Here is a 24,072-nt window from a genome sequence, read left to right as displayed (position 1 = left end):
TGAACTGTTTTTTGTGGATATATTAAAAGAACATAATAGTTGAGGACTTTGGACTATCAGAAGGGACGAGAGATTAATTTTTTTGAGTTGAACTAGACAATATACTGCGAAAACCTAGTTCTAGGTGCTAAAGTACAAAAAAATGCTATTGCTTAATGGGATTTTTAGTCGCGAAACAAAAGCATGCAACCTACACTGCTGCGGTACGTTGTACACGTCTTTTTTTAACTTTTTCGTCGGGAATTTGCGGATAAAGCCAAGTGTAGGCCCGTTTTTTTCAACCTAACAATTTTGTTCACGCTTACAGTTGTACCGATGGTGCTTTCAAACGCGTTTTTTTTGCGTAGTTTAATCCAGCAATCGCGCTTAAAAAAAGTTTATAATTTAAGGTAGAAATCCTTAACGAGTTCCGTGAATTCGGGGGTGTACTGATGTCTTTCTACTTCTAAAATCAGTTCGTCACAAAGCTGTTGTATTTCGCTATTTCTACTAAAAGCCAAGAGAGAGCGTTTGATTTCTGCGGTATGATGTCCTTTTACTCGGGTCGTTTTAAAGGGGAAAAGTCCGGATTCGCGAGCCATTTCAATGAATTGCTCCTCTTCTTTAAAGGGGATAATCACCGAAAATATACCGGTTTCACTGAGAAAAAGATCGGCTGCTTCAATCAGATCGCCAAAGGGTAGGGATGATTCAAAACGCGCTAAATCTCTTTTGTCGTCCAGGGTTTTAACGTCTTCGGTATAAAAAGGGGGATTGGAAACGATCAGGTCGTATTCTTCCTCTATTTCGTCGACAAATTCATCCAAGCCGGCATGATAGCAAAATAAGCGATCGTTCCAGGGGCTGTTTTCAAAATTTTCTACCGCCTGTTCGTAGGCGTCGTCGTCGATTTCCAGGGCATCGATTTGCTCGGCCAAACTGCGTTGTGCCAGCATAAGCGCTAGTAAACCCGTGCCGCTCCCGATGTCCAAAACGCTGTAAAGCACTTCGGGTAGTGGTGTCCATGCGCCCAAAAGCACGCCGTCTGTTCCCACTTTCATGGCACAGCGATCTTGTTCAATGCTAAACTGCTTAAAGCGAAACACTATAAAAAACTATTTTTCGAGATAAATGTCGATTAAACCTGCGGGTGAATTGAGGATGACTTTGTTGTTTTTGCGATCGATTTCGTGAATAAATTCGTCTATCATGGGGATGAGGATCTCCAATTCATCGCGCTCGATAACAAATAACGCCTGTGATACACTGTCGTTAATGTGAACGAGTTTTCCCACATAACCAAATTGAGTGTCTTCAACATCAAATCCGATTACTTCGTGGAAGTAGAATTTATTGCCTTCCAGTTTGGGAAGCATTTCTAGGGGTAAGTAGATTTCTGAACCGATAATCTTATCGGCATCCGCTTCGGAACGCATGTCTTCAAATTGAATTCTCAGAAAATCATTCTTGTGTAACGAGGATTGCTCGATGAAATAAGGAACCAAGTGTCCGTTGAATTCAACGAACACGGATTCCAAATTTTCGTATAACTCCGGTTCGTCCGTGTCCAAATAGGCCAAGACTTCTCCTTTGAAACTAAATTTTTTGGCGATTTTGCCTAAATAAAAACAATCTTCTTTACGCATATCGCACCAAAAATTTAAGCTTGAGTTTCTTCGTTGTTTTCTTCTGCTACTTCGGCTTCCGCTTCTGGAGCAACAGTTTCTTCTACAACTGCAGCAGCCAAAGCTTCTTGTGCAGCAGCAACACGTTTTGCGTTTACTTCTTTCTCAGCAGCGATTGCTTTTGCTTTCACATCTGCTTTGTTTGAAGTTAAACCGTCTTTTTTAGAAGTGATTTTGTTGTCTTTATCCGCCAACCAAGCTGCGAATTTCGCGTCTGCTTGCTCTTGAGTTAAAGCACCTTTTCTAATACCACCTTCTAAATGGTGTTTTAACAATACTCCTTTGTAAGAAAGAATTGCTTTTGCCGTGTCTGTTGGTTGTGCACCATTGTTCAACCATTTTACAGCACTGTCAACGTTGATGTCAATAGTTGCAGGATTCGTGTTTGGATTGTAAGTACCGATTTTCTCTAAGTATTTACCATCTCTTTTTGAGCGCGCATCAGCAGCAACTACCCAGTAAAAAGGTTTTCCTTTTTTACCGTGTCTTTGTAATCTAATTTTTACAGACATAATCTATTTGTGATTAATTTGAGGTTCCCGACCTCGGTTAAATAATGCTGCAAAGATAATTTATTTTTGTAACACCTAGGCTTTTACTTGCTTTTATTTCAAATAATGTTAAAAGTTAATGTTTTATTAAAAATAAGTTATGATATTAATTTTAAAAAGTTATTTTTGTTTTTCAAAATGGAATTCAACCTCCATTTTGCGATGGAAACATCCTTAAGACTTGCCGGGTCGTAATAAATAACGGTTTCTAGAGGTCCATTGGTAAAACAGTAAAAATTTATATATGAAAAAGATATTTTTTATTCTAGCCCTCTCCTTAGGGATGATGGCTTGTGAGAGCGACGTTAAATTCAACAATCCCGCTTTTGAAGCAGAGCGCAATTACAGTACCTCATGGAAGGCCAATGAATTTAGTGCATCTGTCAATCAAGGCGCTTTGATGATTACCGCTACCGATGGGGTGGAAGTCTTGGTGTTGAGAACCGCAGCTTATGAATTTGGTGGCAAGTACGATTTGGGTATCGTAGCGAGCAACAGAGCAAAACTCGTTCACGATTTGGAAGACGGCAAGCAGTTGATTTTCGAAACCGGAGCGAAGAAGGGAAGTGGTTATGTGGAATTTGCTCCTTTAGAGGATCAAGTGCCCGGAACCATCACCGGAAAATTTGTTGTCGCTTTAAGAAATGACAAGGACAGTGTTGTAAGTTTTCAAAAGGGAATATTCTATCGCGTTCCCATGGAAGAGGCGAAATAAAAATCTAAAGTTAAATTTATTTTTCACTAAGAGCTGCTTTATTTTTTAAAGCAGCTTTTTTTTTAACCTAAATTTAGATTTATAATCGGTAACTTTGACTTTCTCTTTTTGTTAAAACATTCACGTATAATCCTCAGATAATAAGCTATGTATTTAATTTTTGATACCGAAACCACCGGTCTTCCCAAGAGTTGGTCGGCTCCATTAACCGATACGGACAACTGGCCTAGGTGTATTCAAATCGCGTGGCAGCTACACGACGAGATGGGGAATTTGGTCGAGCATCAAGATTATTTGATTAAACCCGAGGGATTTAATATCCCCTATGACGCGGAGCGCATTCACGGTATTTCTACCGAGTTGGCCATGGAGCAGGGTATTCCTTTGGCAGAAGCCCTGATTAAGTTTAATCAAGCTTTGAACAAAGCCAAGTTTTTGGTGGGACAAAACGTCGGTTTCGACGTGAACATCATGGGTTGTGAGTTTTATCGAATGCAAACCCCCAGTGTCATGGAATCCTTGCCGGTCTTGGATACCTGTACCGAAACTACAGCACAGCTCTTAAAGCTTCCCGGAGGACGAGGAGGTCGTTTTAAATTGCCTACGCTTACGGAATTGCACGCCTATCTCTTTGGCGAACCCTTTGCCGAAGCGCATAATGCAACGGCCGATGTCGAGGCCACTACCCGTTGTTTTCTGGAGTTAATCAAAAGAGATAATTATTCGACGGAAGAGCTACAAGCCGACCCTACCTATTTAAAGCGCTATAAAGAAGCCCATCCGCAACCTTTTCAAAAGGTCGGACTCAAACATATCAATTTACAAAAAGCATCCGAAAATATTCGCAAGCGCTTGGAAAAAATGCAAGCGGTTTCCCAAGATGTATTGGTGTCGGATGAGGATAAGCAGCGCTTTGCGCAAGCTAAATTTGCCCACCTGCACAACCATACGCAGTTTTCCATCTTGCAATCGACTATTTCGATTCCCAATTTGGTCAAATCTGCTGCAAAATACAATATGCCCGCTGTGGCCATGACCGATCACGGCAATATGATGGGCGCATTTTTGTTTGTTAAAACCGTTTCGGATCACAATAAAGGTGTGGAGTCCAAAAACAAAGAACTCATCGATGCGGGCCAAGAGCCCTTGGAATTGATCAAACCCATAGTGGGGTGTGAGTTTTTTGTCTGTGAAGATCATACCGATAAAAAGCGAAAGGACAACGGATATCAAATCGTGCTTTTTGCCAAGAATAAAAACGGTTACCACAACCTGGCCAAGATGTCGTCTATTGCCTATACCAACGGGTTTTATTACGTGCCGCGTATCGATAAAAAAGTAATCCAACAATACAAGGAAGACATCATCGTATTGTCGGGGAACTTATCGGGAGAGGTGCCCAATAAAATTCTAAACTTGGGAGAAAAGCAAGCCGAAGACGCCTTGCTGTGGTGGAAAGAAGCGTTTCAAGACGATTTCTATATCGAGCTGATGCGACACAACCAGGAAGATGAAAATCGGGTCAACCAAACCTTGATTGATTTGGCGCGCAAGCACGAGGTCAAGCTGATCGCGACCAACAACACCTATTATATCAATAAGGAAGATGCCAATGCACACGATATTTTATTGTGTGTCAAAGAAGGTGAAAAACAAGCCACGCCCATTGGACGAGGCCGTGGATATCGCTATGGAATGCCGAATCAGGAGTATTATTTCAAATCGCAAGACGAGATGAAGGACGCCTTTTCCGATGTGCCGGATGCGGTTTACAACATACAGGAAATCATCGATAAGGTCGAGCCTTTTGTGCTGCACCGCGATGTACTATTGCCGAAATTTGATATTCCCCAAGAGTTTGTGCATCCCGAAGACGATTTGGGTGACGGACAGGGAAAGCGCGGAGAAAACAGTTTTTTAAAGCACTTGACCTATCAAGGGGCAGAACGGCGTTATAAAGTAATTACAGACGAAATTAGAGAACGACTCGATTTTGAGCTGGCTACGATAGAGCGTACGGGATATCCGGGCTATTTCTTGATCGTACAAGATTTTATTGCCGCTGCGCGTGCTATGGGCGTATCCGTAGGACCGGGGCGGGGATCGGCGGCGGGATCGGCAGTGGCCTACTGCTTGGGAATTACCAATTTGGATCCCATTGCCTACGATTTGCTTTTTGAGCGTTTCCTAAATCCGGATCGGGTTTCCATGCCCGATATCGATATCGACTTTGACGATGAGGGACGCGGACGGGTTATGGATTATGTAATCGATAAATACGGAGCCAATCAAGTAGCGCAAATCATCACTTATGGGAAAATGGCCACCAAATCGGCGATTAGAGATACCGCACGAGTGTTGGATTTACCCCTGTTTGAAGCCGATAGAATAGCCAAGTTAATCCCGGCGATGATGCCGTCCAAATGGAATTTAGCGCGATTCCTGTCCGAGGATGAAGCAACGGTCAAAAAAGCCTTGCGCTCGGAAGAATTTGACAAGGTCAAAGAATTGATTGCCATTGCCAATGAATCCTCTCTTGCGGGAGAGACCATTCAGCAGGCCAAAATCTTGGAGGGGTCCATGCGAAACACGGGGATTCACGCCTGTGGGGTTATTATTACCCCAGACGACATCACCAAATTCGTACCCGTAACTACGGCCAAGGATTCGGATTTGTATGTAACCCAATTCGATAATGCCGTGGCGGAAAGCGCCGGCCTCTTAAAGATGGACTTCTTGGGGTTAAAGACCCTGACCCTTATTAAAGATACGATAAAATTAGTAAAATACCGAACGGGCATCGACATCGATGCCGACGAGATTCCCATAGACGACGTCAAAACCTACGAGCTGTTTCAGCGCGGAGAAACCGTGGGCGTGTTTCAGTACGAATCGCCGGGGATGCAAAAGTATATGCGCGAGTTAAAACCGACGGTCTTTGCCGATTTAATTGCGATGAACGCCTTGTATCGACCGGGACCCTTGGAGTATATCCCCTCGTTTATTCGACGTAAAAACGGGGAAGAACCCATAGTTTACGATTTGGATGCCTTGGAAGAATACCTAAAGGAAACCTACGGAATTACCGTATACCAGGAGCAGGTGATGCTCTTGTCGCAGAAATTGGCCGGATTTACCAAGGGTGAGGCCGACGTTTTGCGTAAGGCCATGGGTAAAAAACAAATTGAGGTCTTGGATAAGATGAAACCCAAATTTGTTGAGCAGGCTGCGCAAAACGGACATGATCCCAAGATTTTAGAGAAAATATGGAAAGACTGGGAAGCGTTTGCTTCCTATGCATTTAATAAATCGCACTCGACCTGTTATGCGTGGATCGCCTATCAAACGGCGTATTTAAAGGCGCATTATCCCGCGGAATACATGGCGGCGGTACTGTCCAATAACATGAACGACATCAAGCAGGTTACCTTCTTTATGGAAGAGTGTCGTAGAATGGGCTTAAAGGTATTAGGTCCCGATGTCAACGAGTCTTTTTACAAGTTTACTGTAAATGACGACTATGCGGTGCGCTTTGGTATGGGCGCGATTAAAGGCGTGGGTGCCGGTGCGGTAAACACCATAGTGGAGTGTCGTAAAGACGGCGACTACAAGTCTATTTTTGATTTGGCCAAGCGCATCGATTTGAGAGCAGCCAATAAAAAAGCCTTTGAAAACTTGGCTTTGGCCGGTGGTTTTGACTGTTTTGAAGGAACCTTACGCGCACAGTATTTCCACACGGATGGCGATGTCAATACCTTTTTGGAAAAGGCAATTCGCTATGGCGCAAAGTTTCAGGAAAACGAAAATTCGTCTCAGGTCAGTCTCTTTGGCGAAAATAGCGATGTGCAGATTCCAGAACCCGTAATTCCGGAATGCCCCGATTGGAGTACCATGGAAAAACTCGCCAAAGAAAAGGAAGTCGTCGGAATCTATATCTCCGGACATCCCCTGGACGACTTTAAATTCGAGATGAAGTATTTTTGCAACGTCAACCTGGAGCAACTGAAAAACCTTGCACCTCTAGTAGGGCGGGTGGTTTCCTTTGCCGGTATGATCAGCAATGTGCAGTTTAGAACCTCGATGAAGGGCAAGGATTGGGCGATGTTTACCGTGGAGGGCTACGATGAAACCTATGAGTTTAGAATGTTTAACGAGGAGTTTTTAAAATTCAGACACTTTTTGCTCAACAATCAGTTCGTCTATTTTAAGGTGACGGTCAAAGAGGGATGGATCAAAAACGAAGCCGGCGAGCGCAGCGACCCGAGACTGCAGTTTACCGAGTTAAAATTGCTACACGACGTGATTCCTACCTATGCGAAGAAATTGATCATACAGATGAATATCAATGAACTCAAGGACAATCAAATCGAGAAAATCAGGATGTTGTTCGATACCTATCAAGGGAATAAAACGGTGACTTTTGAGGTGGTCGAGTTGGAAAAAGTGCAGCAACGCATCGAGATGGAAGCCATAACGCAGCTGATTCAGGAGGTGGATACCGAGGGCGAGCCCGAGTTGGACATCGACGAATCGCAAATTATAATCCCCGAAGTAAAGGAGGAATTTCGCGTTTTAAATAAATTAACCATGCCCAGTAGGAACTCCAAAATAGATATTTCGGCCGACTTATTAGAGGAATTGGAGCAGTTACAAGTGCATTTTAGATTGAATTAAACGGTAATATTAATAGCGGTATAAATAAAAGTAATAGAGAACTAAATTAATTGTTCAATTATTTTACTAGATTTGTATGGAAACAAAAAAAATTAGACAATGGCTTTAGAAATTACAGACGCTACTTTTGAAGAAGTAGTATTAAAATCAGACAAACCCGTAGTGGTTGATTTTTGGGCAGTATGGTGTGGACCTTGTAAAATGTTAGGTCCCGTTATTGAAGAATTGAGCTCCGATTTTGACGGAAAAGTCGTAGTTGGTAAGGTAGATGTTGATGCGAATCAAGAATTTGCTGCTAAATACGGTGTTAGAAACATTCCTACGGTACTTATTTTCCAAAATGGAGAAGTAGTAGGGCGTCAGGTAGGTGTTGCTCCTAAGCAGACTTATACCGATGCTATCAACGGTTTGCTATAAGCGCCTTCACAGTGTAAATAAAAAGAGCCCTCATCCGAGGGCTCTTTTTATTTGCCGTTGTTGGAGTGCGCTAAGCGAGGTTGTATAAACCGTAGCGTGTCGGCTGTCGGACTTCTCAAAAAGTCGAAAGCTCGCAGTCGTTGTGCCTTGAAACTGTCGAGAACCTGAAGATTGTCCAGTCCAATCCGAGGGCAGCTCTTTATAGTGTGGGTTTTGGCATTCGATTTTTGTCGATTTTTGTGCGGTTGCATCCGGTAGTTGTACCTATAGGGTGTTGGAGTGTTCCGTCAGTTTTGTCGATTCATCCCCTAAATTTAGCGCAGAGGACCTGGAAAGGATGGGAATGCGGGCAGCGTAAATTCACCGTTTGTAAACACCAAGAGAAATCTCGATTTTTTTTAAAAAATATCTTTAGGGGCGTTTGGCCAAATGGGAGAAAAATATCAAAAAAATATCGATTTCTATTAGACTGAGTGTCATTGGTGTTAGAAAAAAGGTTTGAAAAAGATTGGTTTTTTTGTTCGCAAAGTTTGCGTAGTTCCAAAATGGTTGTATATTTGCACCGCATTAGAGCAATGGTTTGGTAGTTCAGTTGGTTAGAATACATGCCTGTCACGCATGGGGTCGCGGGTTCGAGTCCCGTCCAGACCGCTAAAAAGCAAAGGGGATGCCTCTCAACGTGAGAGGCTTTTTTTACCTCTTAAAAAGTATAAAGAAAGTTGTGTTGTTCGGTGCGAGAGTACCTGGTTTAGTAGTTAGACCAATGAAAAGCTTTCCAGGTTTGGAGGGCTTTTTTATACCCACCTTATACTTTGGTCTTTTTCCTTCTAATGAGTAATATTTTTTTTGGTTAATAATAATTACTGGTTTGGTAGTTCAGTTGGTTAGAATACATGCCTGTCACGCATGGGGTCGCGGGTTCGAGTCCCGTCCAGACCGCCAGTACAAAGGAAGCCTCTCATTTATGAGAGGCTTTTTTTGCCCTCTTAAAAAAGGGAGAAAATTAGTTGTGTTGTTATGGTACGCAAGTACCGGGTTTAGTAGTTAGACCGATGAAAAGCTTTCCGAAAGGGAGGCTTTTTTATTTGGTAGTAATCGCTGCTTTTTAAAATAGCGGATTCGTTGATTCGCGGATTCGTTGATTCGCTTTGGATTGCGGTGTAGTCGCAGGATCTACTTTTTTGAAATGGCCGATTTGCTGATTCGCAAATTCGCTTTGGATTGTAGCGAAGTCAAAGATTTATTTTTAAAATGTGGAAACGGCGGTGCTTTACGCCAAGTCGCGCATAGGCAATCCGCTAATCTGCTAAAAAAACCAATGAATCTATAGCGACCTCTGCTACTTTGTCTCAATTATACAATTTTAGTGCTTGCCGATCTCTTATTTTTGCCTTAATAAACAACAGCAATAGCATGGCAGTGATTAGAATTGTAAGAAGCAGCGAAGGGGTCAATCGACTTAGAAATTATCGGGTGTTTATCGACGGTCAAAAGGTCGGTACTGTGGCCAACGGAGAAACTAAGGAATTTGTAGCCACTGCTGCCAAGCACAGCATACAGACAAAGATAGATTGGTGCAGCAGTCCAATTATTTATATCGATGGGGACGACTCCAGCGTCCACAATTTTAAGGTCAGTAGTTTTGCCTATAAGAACAAGTCGTGGAAGCTATTGACTTTTTTGATGTTTGCTGTTCTTATCGTGGACCTCATCCTGTCCAAAGCCTTTGATTTTTATTATAGCATACTGCTGTTTTTTCCGCTGGCGGCTTATCTGCTGTACTACTTGATCATGGGGAAGGCTAAATACTTGAATTTAACCGCAATTCGGTGAAACACCGCATTATTTGACGCTGTAGCAACGCGTGCTAAAAGAGTAGTTATGGATTTTGGATTCTTTCACAGCGCTATTTAAAAGGGCTGAAATTGTACGAATAATATAATTATCTTAGGACGCTTAAACAACAGCAATGGCAAAGGAAGTATTCACAGAAAAGCAACAGTTTCGCCAAGGGTGGTTAATCGGAATATTAATCGCTCCTGCTGTGTTCTTGGGCTGGGTAACAGTGGCGCAAATCTTTTTTAAGGAGGGAATCGGTCAGGAGCCCGTGTCTGAGGTTGCTTTGCTGTTGTTCGACTTGGCCTATGGGGCTTTCTTGGTTTTTTTCTTTAAAATTAAATTGATTACCCGAATGGATACCAGGGGAATTGAGGTGGTCTTTTGGCCGTTTGTATCCTCGCGACAGATTCGTTGGGAAGAGGTTGCCACTGTGGACGTTGTGGTTTATGCGCCGCTTAGCGCGTATGGAGGTTGGGGTGTGCGAATGGGCAGAGACGGGCAGGCCTATACTGTTAGCGGAAATAAGGGCTTAAAAATCGCTTTTAAGAATCGGGAAAATTTGCTGATAGGAACTCAAAAATCCGAAGAACTCCTGGCGGTGTTGAATGCGATGAACAAAACAAGTAGCTGAGGTTTAAAAGTGTTTTCGACAGGGCTTACAGCTGTTTTAAAGGGGGTTTGGGGTTGCAAAGTCTCGGGTATTGATTTCGTTGGGCTCTCGAGGGTATCATGGCTTAGCGCGCTTTAAAATACGGCTGCTGCTAAAAACCAAAAAAGCGACTATCTGGAAGACAGCCGCTTTTCTATAGCGATTTATAAACGCAGGTTTATTTGCTTACTTTTTCAACCGTCAATTGATCCATGGTGAAATACAAGGCTGTGTTTGCGCCCCAGTCACCAACATCTGTAGTTTCCAAGAAGAACAATAAGTATTCTACTTCACCGAGTGCGGATAAATCAACTTTATTCCAAGCGGTGGAAATCTTTCCAACCTGATCTCTAAAATCTACAAAGTAATGCGTTACGGGTTGACCGGCACTAAGCATACCTTCTTTATTAACACCGTAGATATGGATGGCAAAAAAGTCTCCTTGCTCGAATTTTCTAGAGAAGACATCGCCATTTAACACCCCGTAATACGGCCACGGGCTAATTGCCAAGGACACGCTTTTTGCGAGGTATTGATTTTTATCGTCCGTTATTTTAACGGTACTGGAAAAGCGTTCTACATCAATTTTTTGCCCTTGTGGAAGCACGCTCGCATGGGGTTTGTGGTCGGCAAAAGAAACGAGAAAAGGACTTCCTTTGCCTTTAACACCGCCCTGAGGCATCGTGCCCCATTGGTTTTGTAACCAACCGCCTTCTTGACTTATTTGGTCGCTGTTGTCCTGGCTATTCGATACGGTAAAACCCATCCACGTATAGACATCTGGAAAGGCCAAGTGATTGAATTGAAAAATACCCGAATGCAATTCGGCATCCTCCTCAAAGGTTTTGCTCCAAATTCTTCCGCCAGCGGTAAGTTGTCCGTCGCTTAAATCAAAGTTCGATAAATCGAGGGTTGCGTATTCGGTATTGTCCGGCAGTACCTTAAAGATGTACGTATAATGACGCGTGTTTCCATTTTCAATAGTGCGCAACGCAATTTTTTGTTCGCCTTCTTTTTTAAAGATATGCGTAAACGATTCCGTTTCGGAAATTAACTGGTTTTCGCTATACCAAAAGAATTGGGTGTGCTCTGGGAAAGTGTTTTTAGGTGTAAAGTAAAAGGGCTTTGTCGCGATCGGCGTATCGTCTACTCGGATGGATTGCTCCACATCTGTGGGAATGCCCGAATCGTCGCTACTACAAGAGTTGAGTCCTAAACCCAAGGCGAGGATAAGCGCTAGGGTATAAAAGAGATTTTTGGTTTTTGTAATCATAATATGTAAATTAGTGTTAGTTAGTTTCTAGTGGGAATGCTTTGTTTGAGCAGGTGTAAGTCTTCGATTCCAAATACCTCGGTCGAGATTTCACCCACTGCTCCCGATTCTTGGTTGGTTCCGGTATATATCTTGATAAAGTCTACTCCCGGCAGGTTTACGCGGTTTCCAGCTTGGTCTACAGCCCAAGCGATATCGATAGCGGATTCGTCATCCTTATTGGGTACGTTGTCTGCATATCCATAGGCAAAGCTGTACTGTACCCAATAATTGCCGTTGCCGCTTTCGTCTGCCGCATTGTTGGGAAGCAGGGTGCCTTTAAAGCTGATTTGATCAGCGGTGTTCCATTCCGGATAATAGCTCTGTGTGTGAAAGCTGTTTTTTGTTTTATAACCGGAGTTTCCTTGATTGTCGCTCCAATAGATGTATTCGATATCCGTAGCCCAAGTCGCCAACGGATCGCTTGTGGCGGCTTTGTTGGGGTCGGGTTTGGTATAGGTGATCTCGTAGTTTTTTATCGTTTTGGGATTTTGGTGCTCGCTACCAGCGATTTCATACCATTCGTCTGCGTCGGGTTGGCCGTTTTTATTGCGGTCATAAGCGACCATAATCACGCCCGGTTCACTGCTTCCACCGCGCTCCGCTGCACTGGCATTGGGGTTGCTGCTGGCCCAGAAGGCATTGCCCAAAACGCGAAAATCCCTTAAGCCCTCCACGTTGGCAATCGTGTGGTCAAAGCCCATTACGATATAGCCACCAAAACCGCCCAGGCTCACGCCGCTGCCTTTGGCACCGCTTACTGCTGCTTGTGCTTTTTGGATCATTTTTTCGCGGGTATCACCGCTTTCGTATTTCGGTAGCATATTGATAAACTGTCCTACGGCCGGTGAATAATCGAGTACCTTAGTGACATAAGGACTGCTGTTAATCGGTATAACCTCTTCGGTATCGTCGCTAGACGAACAGCTCGACATAACAGCCAAGGCCACACAAGCTAAGGAGAACGCTCTGTAATTGATAAAGTTTTTCATATAGAATTCGTTTTTGTTCAGGGGTTAATGAATTATAATTTTACTTCTACTGCGATAGCCACGCTTTTACTACGCGTCAACGCTTCATCAGGGTTTCTTTTTGCGCACAAAAGCGATATGCGCGGGAATATTACCTCCGGTAGTCTTCCATTTTAGTATTCCTTCGGGGGAATAGCAATAGACAAAACCCGTAACCAAATAATCTTGTGCATCGGTAATCAAAATCTCTTTGGTATCGGGATTAACCGCGATGCCATAGGGAATCAATATGTTTCTGTCGGTGCCGTCTTTGATGATGCGGTCCGAAACGATCTTTTTGCTTTTGGTGTCGAGTATGCCGTAGCTGATTGCGTTTTGACCCGAGCTGTGTTTAAATGCAACACTGTAATAATACAGGCTGTCGCCCGAAATAGTCATTTCGCTAACGGGGATGTCCAGCTTTTGTTTGACCTCGTCGCTTTGGGAATCAATCACGTATAGATTGGGTTCGGTATGGTAAAAATCCCCTCTCGAGCTCACGTAGATATCCCCGCGTTTATCGACTTGCAAGCGGTGCACGTTGATGGCTACATCGATTTTTTTAATCAGCGAAAAGCTGGTTAAATCCACTACTGCTACGGTAGTGTCGTAATTAGGAACCCGATAGCCTCCCGAATTGGCCACATAGAGCTTGTTGTTTTGAATCACCATTTCTTCGGGCTGATAGCCTACGGATACTTGTCTGGTTACCTTTAGCGTAGTGGTATCGATTTCGGCCACAAAGCCCACTTCGGCATTGGGATTGACCTGTATCGGTCCGGAATACGAACTGACATAAGCTTTGCCGTTGTGAAAATTTATATAACGGCAGTTGGGAACGTTGATCTTTTCGATGTGAACACCGGTGGCTACGTCAAAAACCTCGATATAGTTGGACACATTGATCACTGCATAGGCTTTGCTGCCGTATATTTTGAGGTCGTTGCCCACATCGCCCAGTTCTTTGACCACATTGGGATTTCGCTCGGAATAGAGGTCCCGCGTATACACTCCAGTAGCGTAATCAAAGTAGTCAATAGTGGCGCGATTCATGCCCATATTGCCTTCATTCAACAGATAGAATCCCTCGATGCTACTACCCACCCGCGGTGGCGCAACTTGATGGGCGTCCGATAGGTAAATGACTTCGTCTTTTCTACACGAGCTCAATAGTAGCCCAAATAGCAAGAGTAAGTATAGGTGTTGTCTTCTCATAGTTAACTGCTGCTTATTATTTTTAAACTGCGGCAACTCAACCGGCTTTCCGGCTTGGTATACGGCAGTTGATGCATGGGGAGCGCTTTTACAGTTCGAAACTCAAAATCAAACGAAAATTGCGGCCCGGCATCGGGTAATTGGTCACCACATCATACTGTTGATCCATGATGTTATTGGCTTCTGCACTAAGGCGGAAGCGGTATGGGTTTATCGCAAAATCCCGTTGAACGGAAATATCGTGCGTATACCAGGGTTGAACGGCATTGCGGGCAATATTATTCATCGCGCCGTCATATCTTTTGCCCACGTAGATAAAGCTGTAATTAAATCCCCAATCCCGATAATTAACACCGACTATCGCCGATCCGGAATGCCAAGGAGCATAGGGAATTTGATCGCCATAGGCCGATAGTTTAATGTCGTTTATGGTGGTGTAGTTTTTGGCCTGGGTAAATTCGTAATTGACCTGAGTCGTGATTTGCGCCGTACCCAAGGTCCAAGCTGTTCCCACACCGGTTTCTATTCCATAACCCTCTGTTTGTCCCAGATTGGTCATCATCCATCGAAACATACTTCCCGTTGGAGCGGCGATAATTTTATCTTTGACGTTCATATAATAGGTTTCCAGTTTTAGGGAAACCGATTTCAGATAGGGGCTTTCCAGGGGAATTTGATATTGAGCACCGAGATTGACTTGATTGGTAAATTCGGGTTTTAGATTGGCATCGCCGATTTGGGTGTAATACAAATCGTTAAAGGTCGGCATTCTAAAGATGTTTTTATAGAAGGTGTGAACCACCAAATCGCGGTTTTTCCAAGGTTTATAACTCAGAAATAGGGCCGGAGAAAACACGCTTCTGTCTGGGGCTTGTAGGTTGTTTCGCACTTTTTCTTTGGTAAATGTACCCAATACACTGGCCTGCGCCTTAAAGGAACCCAGGTCTAGGGAGGTGGCCACGGCACTGATAAAGGACAGGCGTTCGGGATAGGTAAACAGGGTTCCTATGCCTTCTCGAGTGGCATTGAGCTTGTTGTACTGCAAGTCTGTCGCTAGGGAAACCTCCCAGTGTGGCGTGATTTTATAGAGGTTTACCGCAGAGATATAATAGTCCTGTTGGTAGTAACTGTTGTCGACTTGAAGGTTTTTGGTCACTTGATTTTCGAAAAACTCTATGCTGTCGCGAGACAGGTATCTCGTGTAGTCGTAAGCGAATTTTCCCTTGATTTGGAATTTATAGCGATCGGTTACAAACTGGGTGAGTTCGGCCTGAGCCAAGACGTTTTTGTCCCAACTGCGCTCTCCGGTTGACCAATTGTTTTTGACGATCGCACCCGGTAGTCCGCGTTCGGAATCGTAATAGTACAATTGACCCTTCCAGCTGCCGTGAGTGCTTTTTCCGTATAAGCCGGCTTCTATTCTAAAGGCATCGATGTCTCCGTTTTTTCGGGTTGCCGTAGTGTCGTAAGCAACGGAGTTGTCGAGATTGTGACGCTTGTATCTAAAGGAATAACGGCCGTTGGAATGCAGGTATTCCGCACTTAAACTGGCCGAAACATCCTCGCTGATTTGCTGCTCCAATCGAAAGGAGGGATTGTTGAGCTGTATCGATGCGAGCTTGTATCGAGCAATTAGATTGGTTTTTTTGCCTTCTTTAAACTGTGGTGTTTTGGAATTGATGTAAACGGCAGTGGCAGAGGCGAATTCTTTGGCCGATTGAAAAATCGTGCTGCGTTGCCCGTTGTACAGCTGCAGCATATCGATATCGTCCAACGAGAATTTTCCCAAATCGACTATCCCGTTTTGCGCATTGCCAACGGCTACACCGTTGTAGAAAACACCGACATGGTGGGTACCCATATTTCGAACATCGATGGTTTTGAGTCCGCCGATTCCCCCGTAATCCTTTATTTTTACGCCCGAAAAATACCGCATAGCATCGGCAACGCTGTGCGCATTCATACGCTGCAATTCTTGTCCGCTGAGCTGTTGTACCGGAATCAAATCCCTATATGGGGTAATCTCAATAACCACAGGACTCAGCTCCCTAGAGGATTCTTTTTCCTCTTGAGCAAATAGCGGGGAACTCAGCAATATCCCGATGACGAATAAATAAAGGAGTTTATTTGATAACATCTCTCTTTTTGTTGTTGATCTATACTTGCTTGGGGGCATTAGAGATACACAGCCATTGCTTTTTTGAACAAAAAGAAATTTGTGGTCACTAAGCCCTATTCCCGAAAGCTTGAAACGAATTGTAATTTTGGCAGGTATTCTGACTTGTTTCCTTCTTAAACGTCCTTCCCATCGGTTAAAACAGTGAACCTAAATGTTTAAAAAATACGCGAAACTTACAGCAGCGGGTCTGTTCAGGATTTTCACCTGATTCCCTTTTTAATTACGAACTGATTGCCAGTTCTATAAACCAAAATTTTTGCAAAGATAATCAAATATTGGATATACTCGCAGCGGTTTTATCGCGCTTGATACTTTCGATACGACTTCGCTGCGGTAAAGCATCGTTTTTTGCGTGCTTTATCCAACGGTCCAAGGTTTAATAGCAGCACAACTGTTAAACTTATAAATACACCGAGGTTTTTTGTGCTTTAATACCCGGAGTAAAATTAATCGCTACTATACTTGGTGTCATTTTTTTTTCAAGGGGAATTGCTTTAAAAATTTAGAAAAATTAAAAACAACCCCATCAGGCACATAAGGAAATTCCGCAAGTAACTTCGCGTGTTTGTGATACAGGCTTTGGAGGTAATTATCTAGTTTTTGGTAGTTGAGTAAACCTTTAGCTGAAAAAACACGATTTACATCCATGCGGTAAAAACCCATTTTATACCTGTGGGAATTAGCTAGCAGCCTGCCTTTGATTTCATGGTTTTCAGAATCCGAGAAGAGCTGGGGCTTTTTTATAAAATAATCGAGCGTTTCAGCAACTTTTACCGCGGTATACAAACCGTGAAAGGCATCGTATACGTGGCTGTTGTCGTCGGCATTATTGGTCAGCGCGCTCCTTGGGGTATGGATGTCTATGGCGAAATAATCTTGGCGATTTTGCAGTATGGTATTGAAAATGGTGTGGCCCGTTTGTTGGGCGAGTTCCACTAAGAAGTATACGACCGAATCCTTGCGAGTTCCGCTTAGAAAAGCAATACCGTAACAGCGTCTGTCTGAAAAACTGGGGTAATGGTCGCTGTGAAAATTATAAACTCCTGTCAGGGCGTGGAGCAGCATTTCAAAGTAGTTGCAATTGGTGTGCTGCAAGAGTTTATACGCTCGGTTAAAGGTACCAAAGTTGTATTGGTATAAGGGATTTGTCGGCTTATGTGCCTTTTTGTTTAAACGGTTGTAAGGTTTAAAGGCAATTTCAAAATAGTCGTGTTCAAAAGCATAGAAAGTGGTTTGTTGATTGGCTGTTCTAAGGTTGGGGACTAAAGAGGTAGCGACGACGCCATTCTGGTTTTTTATCTGATAGGATTTTGTGAGGCAGTTGTACTCAAAGTACAATTTTGAGGAGGGATAGTCGGTTTTAAAACAGCCTATCTTGGGAAGGTAGATCCGGCCCCTTTTGTCTGATTGTACTTTGAATTGCACACTCTGGATTAAGCGTTCTTTGGGGATATAGCCAAATAGAATTTGCCATAAGGTAGCACCGGTTTTATTATGCGCGTAATACAGTAAGAGAAAGGGCTCTTGAAAGGCCCTTTCATTGCCTTCCACATCGATTAGATGAAAGAGTGTTTCCTCTTCTTGTAACACCGCGATTTTTACCGATTTTAAGATTTTAGTAAGTCCTTTAGTATAGTCTTTTGTAAAGTTAGGCGCTCTCATATTTAAGGTGTTTTAAAGTCGTTGTCTCGTTTCGTCTGGGTTTAGTTTTTAGTTGCGGTTGTTTTTCCGTCGTTGAATGTCGGGGGCAATGCCAAGTTGTTGACAGCGGCAAGCCGTTTTCGTCATGAGAAATCAGAGCCATATCCGCACCGTAAACTTGGGCAGTGGAAGGGGATTTTCTGTAGCGATTTGATGCAGGGGTAAAGGGAGGGGCGGTTTACTCGAATTTGTTGGTTTTGTAGGTCATAATGCGTTTCGTTTTTCCAATAAAAGAGCGGGGGTTAAAAGAAAAAACAAGGCGATAATCATACGTGGATAACCAATTTGCCAAAACGCTGATGGCGCTTTTAGGATTAAAAACGCCGATTTAAAACTATAGCGGTTCGGACGTTGAGGTGTGGTAAATTCAGGGCTTGCTCATTTCTTTTTTCATTTTCAGTTTGGCTGTTTATTTTATAATATATTGATTTACAAGTGTTTTGTTTCGTTTTTAAAGCAGTGGTTAGGGCAGCATAAATTTTATACCGACTAATATATTAAACAATTTTTTTATTTGGAGGTTTTTAGCACTGATTTTTTTACAGCGCGGCAAAAATAGTATAACGGCAAAAGAGCGATTTAAAACACAGCTGCGATAAATAACGGGAACTCCGTAAAAAGTCGGCTTTAAGTGGGGGTTAATTTTATTTGAAATAAGAAGTCGTAAGCCTGTTTTTTTTGATAGTTTTGCAAAAAATTTAAACGATGAACCAACCCCGCCTCGCCCTGTTAATTGGGATTCTCTGCATTTCGATTTTTCCGGTCTTAGTTCGATTAAACCTCGTTCCGAGTTTGAGTTCTGCCTTTTATCGCATGGCCATTGCGGCGGTCTTGTTGGTTCCCTATGCCATTTTTACCAAGCAGTTCAAAGGGTATTCCCTGAAACTGACTGCCTTGATGGTATTGGCAGGGGTTATTATGGGGTCGGATGTAGCGGTTTGGAACATTGCAATAGTGGGATCCTCGGCTACTCAGGCTACTTTGTTAACCAATCTCGCTCCGGTATGGGTGGGCATTGGCAGTTATTTTATATTGCAGATTAAACCGACTACCAATTTCTGGTGGGGAACCTTGATTGCGTTGATCGGGATGGTCGTATTGGTGGGGATCGACGTTTTTGTCGAGCTTCGCTTTGATCAGGCTTTTATCTTTGGCGTGCTGTCGGGCGTATTTTATGCGAGTTATATGCTACTGAGCAAACGCATACTGCAAGAAGTTCCCGTAGTGGCCTTTATGAGCATTACCCTGCTTTCTTCGGCGATTTATCTGGGAATTTGGTGCGTGATCAGCGGCGAACCTTTGGCGGGCTTTTCGAATTGGGGTTGGGGGGTACTGCTCATTCAGGGTATAGTGTGTCAGTTGATGGCTTGGTTGCTCATCAGTTATGCCACCAAGTACATGCGTGCAACACGGGTGTCGTTGAGCTTGCTGAGTCAGGCTTTGCTCGCGTCGCTTTTGGCTTGGATGTTTTTAAACGAAGAGATCAACGCGCAGATGATCGTCGGAGGGATTATCGTTTTAATCGGAATCGGCATTACCTTTTTCGATTCGGCAGGCAGCTCTTTGGAGAAGTTCCGAAAACTCAAGAAAGGCAAGCAGCACAACCGGTAATAGCGGTGAGTGAATTAGAAAAAGACCGACCAGTTTTTAATCACAATATGCAGGTATATTCCTAAAAAGGCAATTCCAATCACAAATTGAATAAAAGTGGATGCTAAAAAACCTACAAAAGAACCGGTCGCGGCTTTAAAGGCTCTTTTGACATGGTGGGAGTCATACAGCAATTCGCCCACGAGTGCCCCGACAAAGGGACCGATGAGAAAACCCAGGGGAATCGGCACAAATATACCGACTACAAGTCCGATATTGGTGCCCCAAATACCGTATTTACTACCGCCAAATCGCTTGGTTCCCTGGGCGGGAATCACGTAGTCCAGCACGACTAAGACCGTAGTGACAACCAGCGAAATGCCCAACACCCAATAATTGATTGCTATACCGGGGGTCAAATACAACATCAATAGCCCAAACCAAATCAATGGCGCTCCGGGCAATATCGGAAGTATAGTCCCCACGAGGCCGGCTACGATTAAAATTAGGCTGAGACTCAATAGTATATACTCCATCTCTTATTTTTTTGTATTTTTGAAGAATAAAAGTACGACTTTATTATATATGATTAAATATTATCCCTTATTCATTCTTTTGCTCTTTTTGAGTGGCTGCGGTTGGTCGGACAAAAAAATCCCCAACGGCGATTTGCTGTTAAAAGAGGAGCTCGAAAAGATCGATTGGACTCAGGTCGATGCTTATCCCAGTGTGGATTTGTGCGATTCCCTTTTGGATGAAGCCCAGCGAAAGCAATGCTTTTTTGATTACCTCACCGTGCGTTTACAGGAAAAACTCCAATTGGATTCCCTAACCTCCAGGCATCCCAAAATCGACACCATCGAAGTGCGTATTACGGTCTTTCCCGATGCGCATTTGGAGTTTGAACCCTATTATGTGAGCGACAGCCTGAGGTTTCGATCGCAAGAAATCGATAGTTTGCTGCAGTTGAGGTTGGTGAATTTTCCGGAAATCACTCCGGCGATCAAGCGCGGAATACCGGTGAAAACGCAGTTTATACTGCCGCTGATCATCAAGGCAGAATAATTATTTTTTCAGTCGAAATTGCAAGACAAAGTAACTGCCTATCAACACGGGAATGACGATGTTTAAAAACCAAATCAGGGCGGCAACGATGGCTACAATCCACGAATTGACCCCCAAGAGACTAAAGATGTATAAGGCAATACTGCCCTTGATGGCGAATTCCAAAAATTGAAAACTCGGCAAGGATGAAGCGAGTAGGTAGATAAACGAAATGCTGCACAAGAGTTCAAAATACGGCAGGTCGACTCCGAATAAACGGTAGAGCAACACGTATTGATGCATCAGTGCCAAGTATCGGAGAAAGGAGAGTGCCAGGTTTTTGCGGTGTATACGCGCCGGAATTTTTTGTATTTCCGCCCATACCCATTTTATCGAATACCCTTTGATGGCTACATTTCGCAATAAAAAAAGCAAAAGGGCGGCCAGACAGAGTACCCCGATAATCAGTCCGATGACGCGATTGGGTATGATGTGGTAGATAAAGTGCAGCGACAGCGCACCTAAAGTACCAAAACCCAGTCCGTAAATAACCTGGGTACCGTTGCAAATCACGTTGAGAAACAAGATTTTTCCCGAGTATTTACGGTCAAAATACAATACCTTTCCCGCGTATTCCCCTATGCCGTTGGGGGTAAAGAGTCCGAGGGTCAGGGCGCTGAGTACTTGTTTGGTCGATTGACCGAGGCTGATGTTCTCCACCACCGAAGCCAGGTTTTTCCACTTTAAAATCTCGACGAAGCGATTGGCAAAAGTCAGAAATAAAACCGAGACAATGAGCCCGATGTTTTTGGGGTCGCTAATCAGTGGGAGCAAAACGTTGAAATCGAGTGCCTTGTCGTTGGACAACTGCTTGTATATAAAATATAATGCGAAACCCACTACTAATATTTTGATTAGAAGTACGAGGAATTGCTTAGTTTTGTCAGATGCGAATTTCATTACTGTAAAAGTAAACATTATTTTTCGTGAAATAGAAGGCCCTTTAAAACTAATTGAATTGACGACAGAACGCATTATCTTGGGTATAGATCCCGGAACGACCATTATGGGATTTGGATTGATAAAGATTGTTCAGAAGAAGATGGAGTTCATCCAGTTAAACGAACTTCAGCTGTCTAAATACGACGATCATTACACCAAGTTGCGACATATTTTCGATCGAACCATCGAGTTAATAGACACCCATCACCCCGATGAAATTGCCATTGAGGCACCGTTTTTTGGTAAAAACGTACAGTCGATGCTCAAATTGGGACGCGCCCAGGGCGTGGCCATGGCAGCCGGACTGTCGCGCGATATTCCCATTACGGAATACGAGCCCAAAAAGATAAAAATGGCGATTACCGGAAACGGAAATGCCAGCAAGGAACAGGTGGCCAAAATGCTGCAACAGCTTCTAAACCTCAAAGAACTGCCTAAAAACTTGGATAGTACAGACGGTTTGGCCGCTGCGGTATGCCACTTTTTTAATTCGGGCAAGCTCCAAGTGGGAAAGGGGTATAGCGGCTGGGATGCCTTTGTCAAACAAAATCAAGAACGAGTAAAAAAATAAATGGCAGGAATTTACATACACATTCCGTTTTGCAAGCAGGCTTGTTTCTATTGCGATTTTCACTTCTCGACCTCGCTGAAGAAAAAGGACGAGATGATAGCGGCCATCACGGCGGAATTGCTGCTGAGACGTGCCGAGCTAAAAGGCGAAGTTATTGAAACCATTTACTTTGGAGGCGGTACACCAAGCATACTTGAAGTGGAGCAGCTCCTTCAAATCATCGAATTCATCGAGACGCACTTTGAGGTCTGCGCCGAACCGGAAATTACCCTAGAGGCCAATCCGGACGATTTGGATTCGAAAACCATACAGAAATTGGCCCAAACGCGAATCAATCGACTGAGTATCGGTATTCAATCGTTTTTTGAAGCGGATTTAAAAATGATGAATCGCGCGCATAATGCGGAGGAAGCGCTGAATTGCCTGATCGAGGCGACGCGGTATTTTAAAAACATCTCCATCGATTTGATCTACGGAATTCCCGGTATGACTGCCGAACGTTGGTTGCAAAATATAGAGACGGTTTTGGATTTGGGCATTCCACATATTTCGAGTTATGCCTTGACCGTGGAGCCTAAAACGGCCTTGTACAAACTCATTCAAAAGGGAAGCATTCCCCAACCCGACGACGGCGCGGCTCACGAGCATTTCTTATTGCTGATCGACCGCCTGAAAAAGGCGAATTTCATACACTATGAGCTATCCAATTTTGGCAAAGACGGGTTTTTTTCTAAAAACAATTCGGCCTATTGGTTGGGCAAGAAATACTTAGGCGTAGGGCCTTCTGCACATAGCTTTGACGGCGAATCGCGCAGTTGGAATATCGCGAACAATAGCTTGTATATCAAGGGAATTCAAGAAGGAATTTTGCCCATCGAAAGAGAGTTGTTGTCGGTGGAAGACCGGTATAACGAATATGTAATGACCGGACTTCGCACCCTTTGGGGGGTAGACCTGCATCGGGTGCAACGGGAATTTGGTCTCCAATACCGGGCGTATTTATCGACTCAAGCCGAACGATTTATAACCGATGGTTTGATGGCGGATCAAAAGGGAATTTTGACCATTACCAATAAGGGGAAATTTTTGAGCGATGGAATTGCGGCTGACTTATTTTGGTTAAATTTGAAATAAAAAATTGAAAGCAAGCATCGCCTTTTTAGACCAAACCTATACGGTAGATTTTTCCAAGCCCATCGATATCTCGATTCCGCTCAGCGCTTCGGACGACAATCCCATTGCCTGGTATCAAAACCAGCCGCAAATCACTCCGGTACAAGACGGAGATTGGATCGGCAAGGTCAGCGAAGGACAATCGTCTACCAACTTTAATAACATCGCTTTTAATCCACACGCCCACGGTACCCATACCGAGTGCTTGGGACATATTACATTTGATTTTTATAGCGTAAATCAGCATTTAAAACAATTTGTGTTTTTAGCGCAACTCCTGAGCGTTTCGCCCATTTTAATCGGGGAGGATCGCGTTATTGGCGTAGAGCAAATACAAGAGCAATGGGTCGATAATAAACAAACGGCCTTGGTCATTAGAACACTGCCCAACGATGAGGTAAAACAACATCAAAAATACTCCCATACCAATCCGCCTTACCTCTCGGAAGAAGCAGTCGTTTTCTTAAGAGAAGCGGGTATCGAACATTTATTGATAGACCTGCCCAGTGTAGACAAGGAAAAGGACGGCGGTAAATTGGTTAGCCACAAGGCTTTTTGGAATATTAGTGATGTGGTTAACTTGTCGGCAGCAGCGCGTTTTTCCGCTACGATAACAGAGCTGATTTATGTGCCCAATTCCATTGAAGACGGCCCGTATGTATTAAATCTGCAGATCGCCGCTTTCGAAAACGATGCTTCGCCGAGCAAACCGATTTTGTACCGAATCGAAGCATAAGAAGATCGGATAAATACATTTTAAAATTGA

Annotated in this window: 20 protein-coding genes, 2 tRNA genes and 1 riboswitch; of the genes, 12 read left to right on the top strand and 10 right to left on the bottom strand. The window is 43.6% G+C overall.

Annotation, left to right across the window (positions count from 1 at the left end; all coding sequences use genetic code 11):
* Positions 1–377 precede the first annotated feature (377 nt).
* Genes ACQZ43_RS02490 through ACQZ43_RS02480 form a run of 3 tightly spaced genes read right to left on the bottom strand, consistent with a single transcriptional unit; the run spans position 378 to position 2,176 of the window.
* Positions 378–1,085, bottom strand: coding sequence for a tRNA1(Val) (adenine(37)-N6)-methyltransferase (locus ACQZ43_RS02490; RefSeq protein ID WP_430614275.1), 708 nt, complete (start codon positions 1,083–1,085; stop codon positions 378–380).
* 9 nt (positions 1,086–1,094) lie between these two features.
* A complete protein-coding gene (rimM, locus tag ACQZ43_RS02485; RefSeq protein ID WP_430614274.1) occupies positions 1,095–1,625 on the bottom strand; it encodes a ribosome maturation factor RimM in 531 nt (176 codons plus the stop codon).
* Between the two features lie 14 nt (positions 1,626–1,639).
* On the bottom strand, positions 1,640–2,176 hold the full coding sequence (locus ACQZ43_RS02480) for a 30S ribosomal protein S16 (RefSeq protein ID WP_430614272.1): 537 nt from the start codon (positions 2,174–2,176) through the stop codon (positions 1,640–1,642).
* A 283-nt stretch (positions 2,177–2,459) separates the two neighbouring features.
* On the opposite strand from ACQZ43_RS02480, the gene ACQZ43_RS02475 reads away from it, so the two are divergent.
* From ACQZ43_RS02475 to ACQZ43_RS02445, 7 genes are all read left to right on the top strand, one after another.
* Positions 2,460–2,930, top strand: coding sequence for a DUF6252 family protein (locus ACQZ43_RS02475; protein ID WP_430614271.1), 471 nt, complete (start codon positions 2,460–2,462; stop codon positions 2,928–2,930).
* Between the two features lie 147 nt (positions 2,931–3,077).
* Positions 3,078–7,604: a DNA polymerase III subunit alpha gene (gene dnaE / locus ACQZ43_RS02470; protein WP_430614270.1), complete on the top strand. Its 4,527-nt coding sequence runs from the start codon at positions 3,078–3,080 to the stop codon at positions 7,602–7,604.
* 99 nt (positions 7,605–7,703) lie between these two features.
* The gene (gene trxA / locus ACQZ43_RS02465) at positions 7,704–8,021 is read left to right on the top strand and encodes a thioredoxin (RefSeq protein ID WP_430614269.1); all 318 of its coding nucleotides are present in this window, start codon (positions 7,704–7,706) and stop codon (positions 8,019–8,021) included.
* A gap of 577 nt (positions 8,022–8,598) precedes the next feature.
* Positions 8,599–8,672, top strand: a tRNA-Asp gene (locus ACQZ43_RS02460).
* A gap of 214 nt (positions 8,673–8,886) precedes the next feature.
* A tRNA-Asp gene (locus ACQZ43_RS02455) sits at positions 8,887–8,963 on the top strand.
* A gap of 471 nt (positions 8,964–9,434) precedes the next feature.
* Positions 9,435–9,854 carry a hypothetical protein gene (locus ACQZ43_RS02450; protein WP_430614268.1) on the top strand — a complete coding sequence of 140 codons (420 nt, stop codon included), beginning with the start codon at positions 9,435–9,437 and terminating at the stop codon, positions 9,852–9,854.
* A gap of 136 nt (positions 9,855–9,990) precedes the next feature.
* Positions 9,991–10,491 (top strand): hypothetical protein, encoded by a 501-nt coding sequence (locus tag ACQZ43_RS02445; protein ID WP_430614267.1) that lies wholly within the window; start codon positions 9,991–9,993, stop codon positions 10,489–10,491.
* Positions 10,492–10,687: 196 nt separating this feature from the next.
* Here the strand turns inward: ACQZ43_RS02445 and ACQZ43_RS02440 are convergent, their stop codons facing one another.
* From ACQZ43_RS02440 to ACQZ43_RS02420, 5 genes are all read right to left on the bottom strand, one after another.
* A complete protein-coding gene (locus ACQZ43_RS02440; protein ID WP_430614266.1) occupies positions 10,688–11,782 on the bottom strand; it encodes a DUF4465 domain-containing protein in 1,095 nt (364 codons plus the stop codon).
* A 20-nt stretch (positions 11,783–11,802) separates the two neighbouring features.
* Positions 11,803–12,813, bottom strand: coding sequence for a PKD domain-containing protein (locus ACQZ43_RS02435; RefSeq protein WP_430614265.1), 1,011 nt, complete (start codon positions 12,811–12,813; stop codon positions 11,803–11,805).
* An 87-nt stretch (positions 12,814–12,900) separates the two neighbouring features.
* Entirely contained in the window at positions 12,901–14,046 is a 1,146-nt protein-coding gene (locus ACQZ43_RS02430) for a YncE family protein (protein WP_430614264.1), read from the bottom strand.
* 88 nt (positions 14,047–14,134) lie between these two features.
* The gene (locus tag ACQZ43_RS02425; RefSeq protein ID WP_430614263.1) at positions 14,135–16,183 is read right to left on the bottom strand and encodes a TonB-dependent receptor; all 2,049 of its coding nucleotides are present in this window, start codon (positions 16,181–16,183) and stop codon (positions 14,135–14,137) included.
* A gap of 112 nt (positions 16,184–16,295) precedes the next feature.
* A riboswitch (cobalamin riboswitch) is annotated at positions 16,296–16,492 on the bottom strand.
* Between the two features lie 201 nt (positions 16,493–16,693).
* Complete coding sequence (locus ACQZ43_RS02420) at positions 16,694–17,887, bottom strand: hypothetical protein (RefSeq protein ID WP_430614261.1); 1,194 nt, start codon at positions 17,885–17,887, stop codon at positions 16,694–16,696.
* 744 nt (positions 17,888–18,631) lie between these two features.
* Between ACQZ43_RS02420 and ACQZ43_RS02415 the strand changes: the two genes are divergently transcribed.
* On the top strand, positions 18,632–19,537 hold the full coding sequence (locus ACQZ43_RS02415; protein ID WP_430614260.1) for a DMT family transporter: 906 nt from the start codon (positions 18,632–18,634) through the stop codon (positions 19,535–19,537).
* Positions 19,538–19,551: 14 nt separating this feature from the next.
* Here ACQZ43_RS02415 and ACQZ43_RS02410 read toward each other — a convergent pair whose 3' ends face one another.
* On the bottom strand, positions 19,552–20,052 hold the full coding sequence (locus tag ACQZ43_RS02410; protein ID WP_430614259.1) for a DUF456 domain-containing protein: 501 nt from the start codon (positions 20,050–20,052) through the stop codon (positions 19,552–19,554).
* A gap of 49 nt (positions 20,053–20,101) precedes the next feature.
* Between ACQZ43_RS02410 and ACQZ43_RS02405 the strand changes: the two genes are divergently transcribed.
* Positions 20,102–20,581 carry a hypothetical protein gene (locus ACQZ43_RS02405; protein ID WP_430614257.1) on the top strand — a complete coding sequence of 160 codons (480 nt, stop codon included), beginning with the start codon at positions 20,102–20,104 and terminating at the stop codon, positions 20,579–20,581.
* Here ACQZ43_RS02405 and ACQZ43_RS02400 read toward each other — a convergent pair whose 3' ends face one another.
* The gene (locus ACQZ43_RS02400) at positions 20,582–21,520 is read right to left on the bottom strand and encodes a hypothetical protein (RefSeq protein ID WP_430614256.1); all 939 of its coding nucleotides are present in this window, start codon (positions 21,518–21,520) and stop codon (positions 20,582–20,584) included.
* A 58-nt stretch (positions 21,521–21,578) separates the two neighbouring features.
* Here ACQZ43_RS02400 and ruvC point away from each other — a divergent pair, with 58 nt between their 5' ends.
* Genes ruvC through ACQZ43_RS02385 form a run of 3 tightly spaced genes read left to right on the top strand, consistent with a single transcriptional unit; the run spans position 21,579 to position 24,042 of the window.
* The gene (ruvC, locus tag ACQZ43_RS02395; RefSeq protein ID WP_430614255.1) at positions 21,579–22,133 is read left to right on the top strand and encodes a crossover junction endodeoxyribonuclease RuvC; all 555 of its coding nucleotides are present in this window, start codon (positions 21,579–21,581) and stop codon (positions 22,131–22,133) included.
* Positions 22,134–23,267 (top strand): radical SAM family heme chaperone HemW, encoded by a 1,134-nt coding sequence (gene hemW / locus ACQZ43_RS02390; RefSeq protein ID WP_430614254.1) that lies wholly within the window; start codon positions 22,134–22,136, stop codon positions 23,265–23,267.
* Between the two features lie 4 nt (positions 23,268–23,271).
* A complete protein-coding gene (locus ACQZ43_RS02385) occupies positions 23,272–24,042 on the top strand; it encodes a cyclase family protein (RefSeq protein WP_430614253.1) in 771 nt (256 codons plus the stop codon).
* The last annotated feature ends 30 nt before the right edge of the window (positions 24,043–24,072 follow it).

This window comes from Flavobacterium sp. JP2137 (genome assembly GCF_050562195.1).
In the GTDB taxonomy this organism is placed as follows: Bacteria; Bacteroidota; Bacteroidia; order Flavobacteriales; family Flavobacteriaceae; genus Flavobacterium.
Note: the sequence above shows the minus strand (reverse complement) of the source record. Positions and strands in the feature narration are given on the sequence as shown.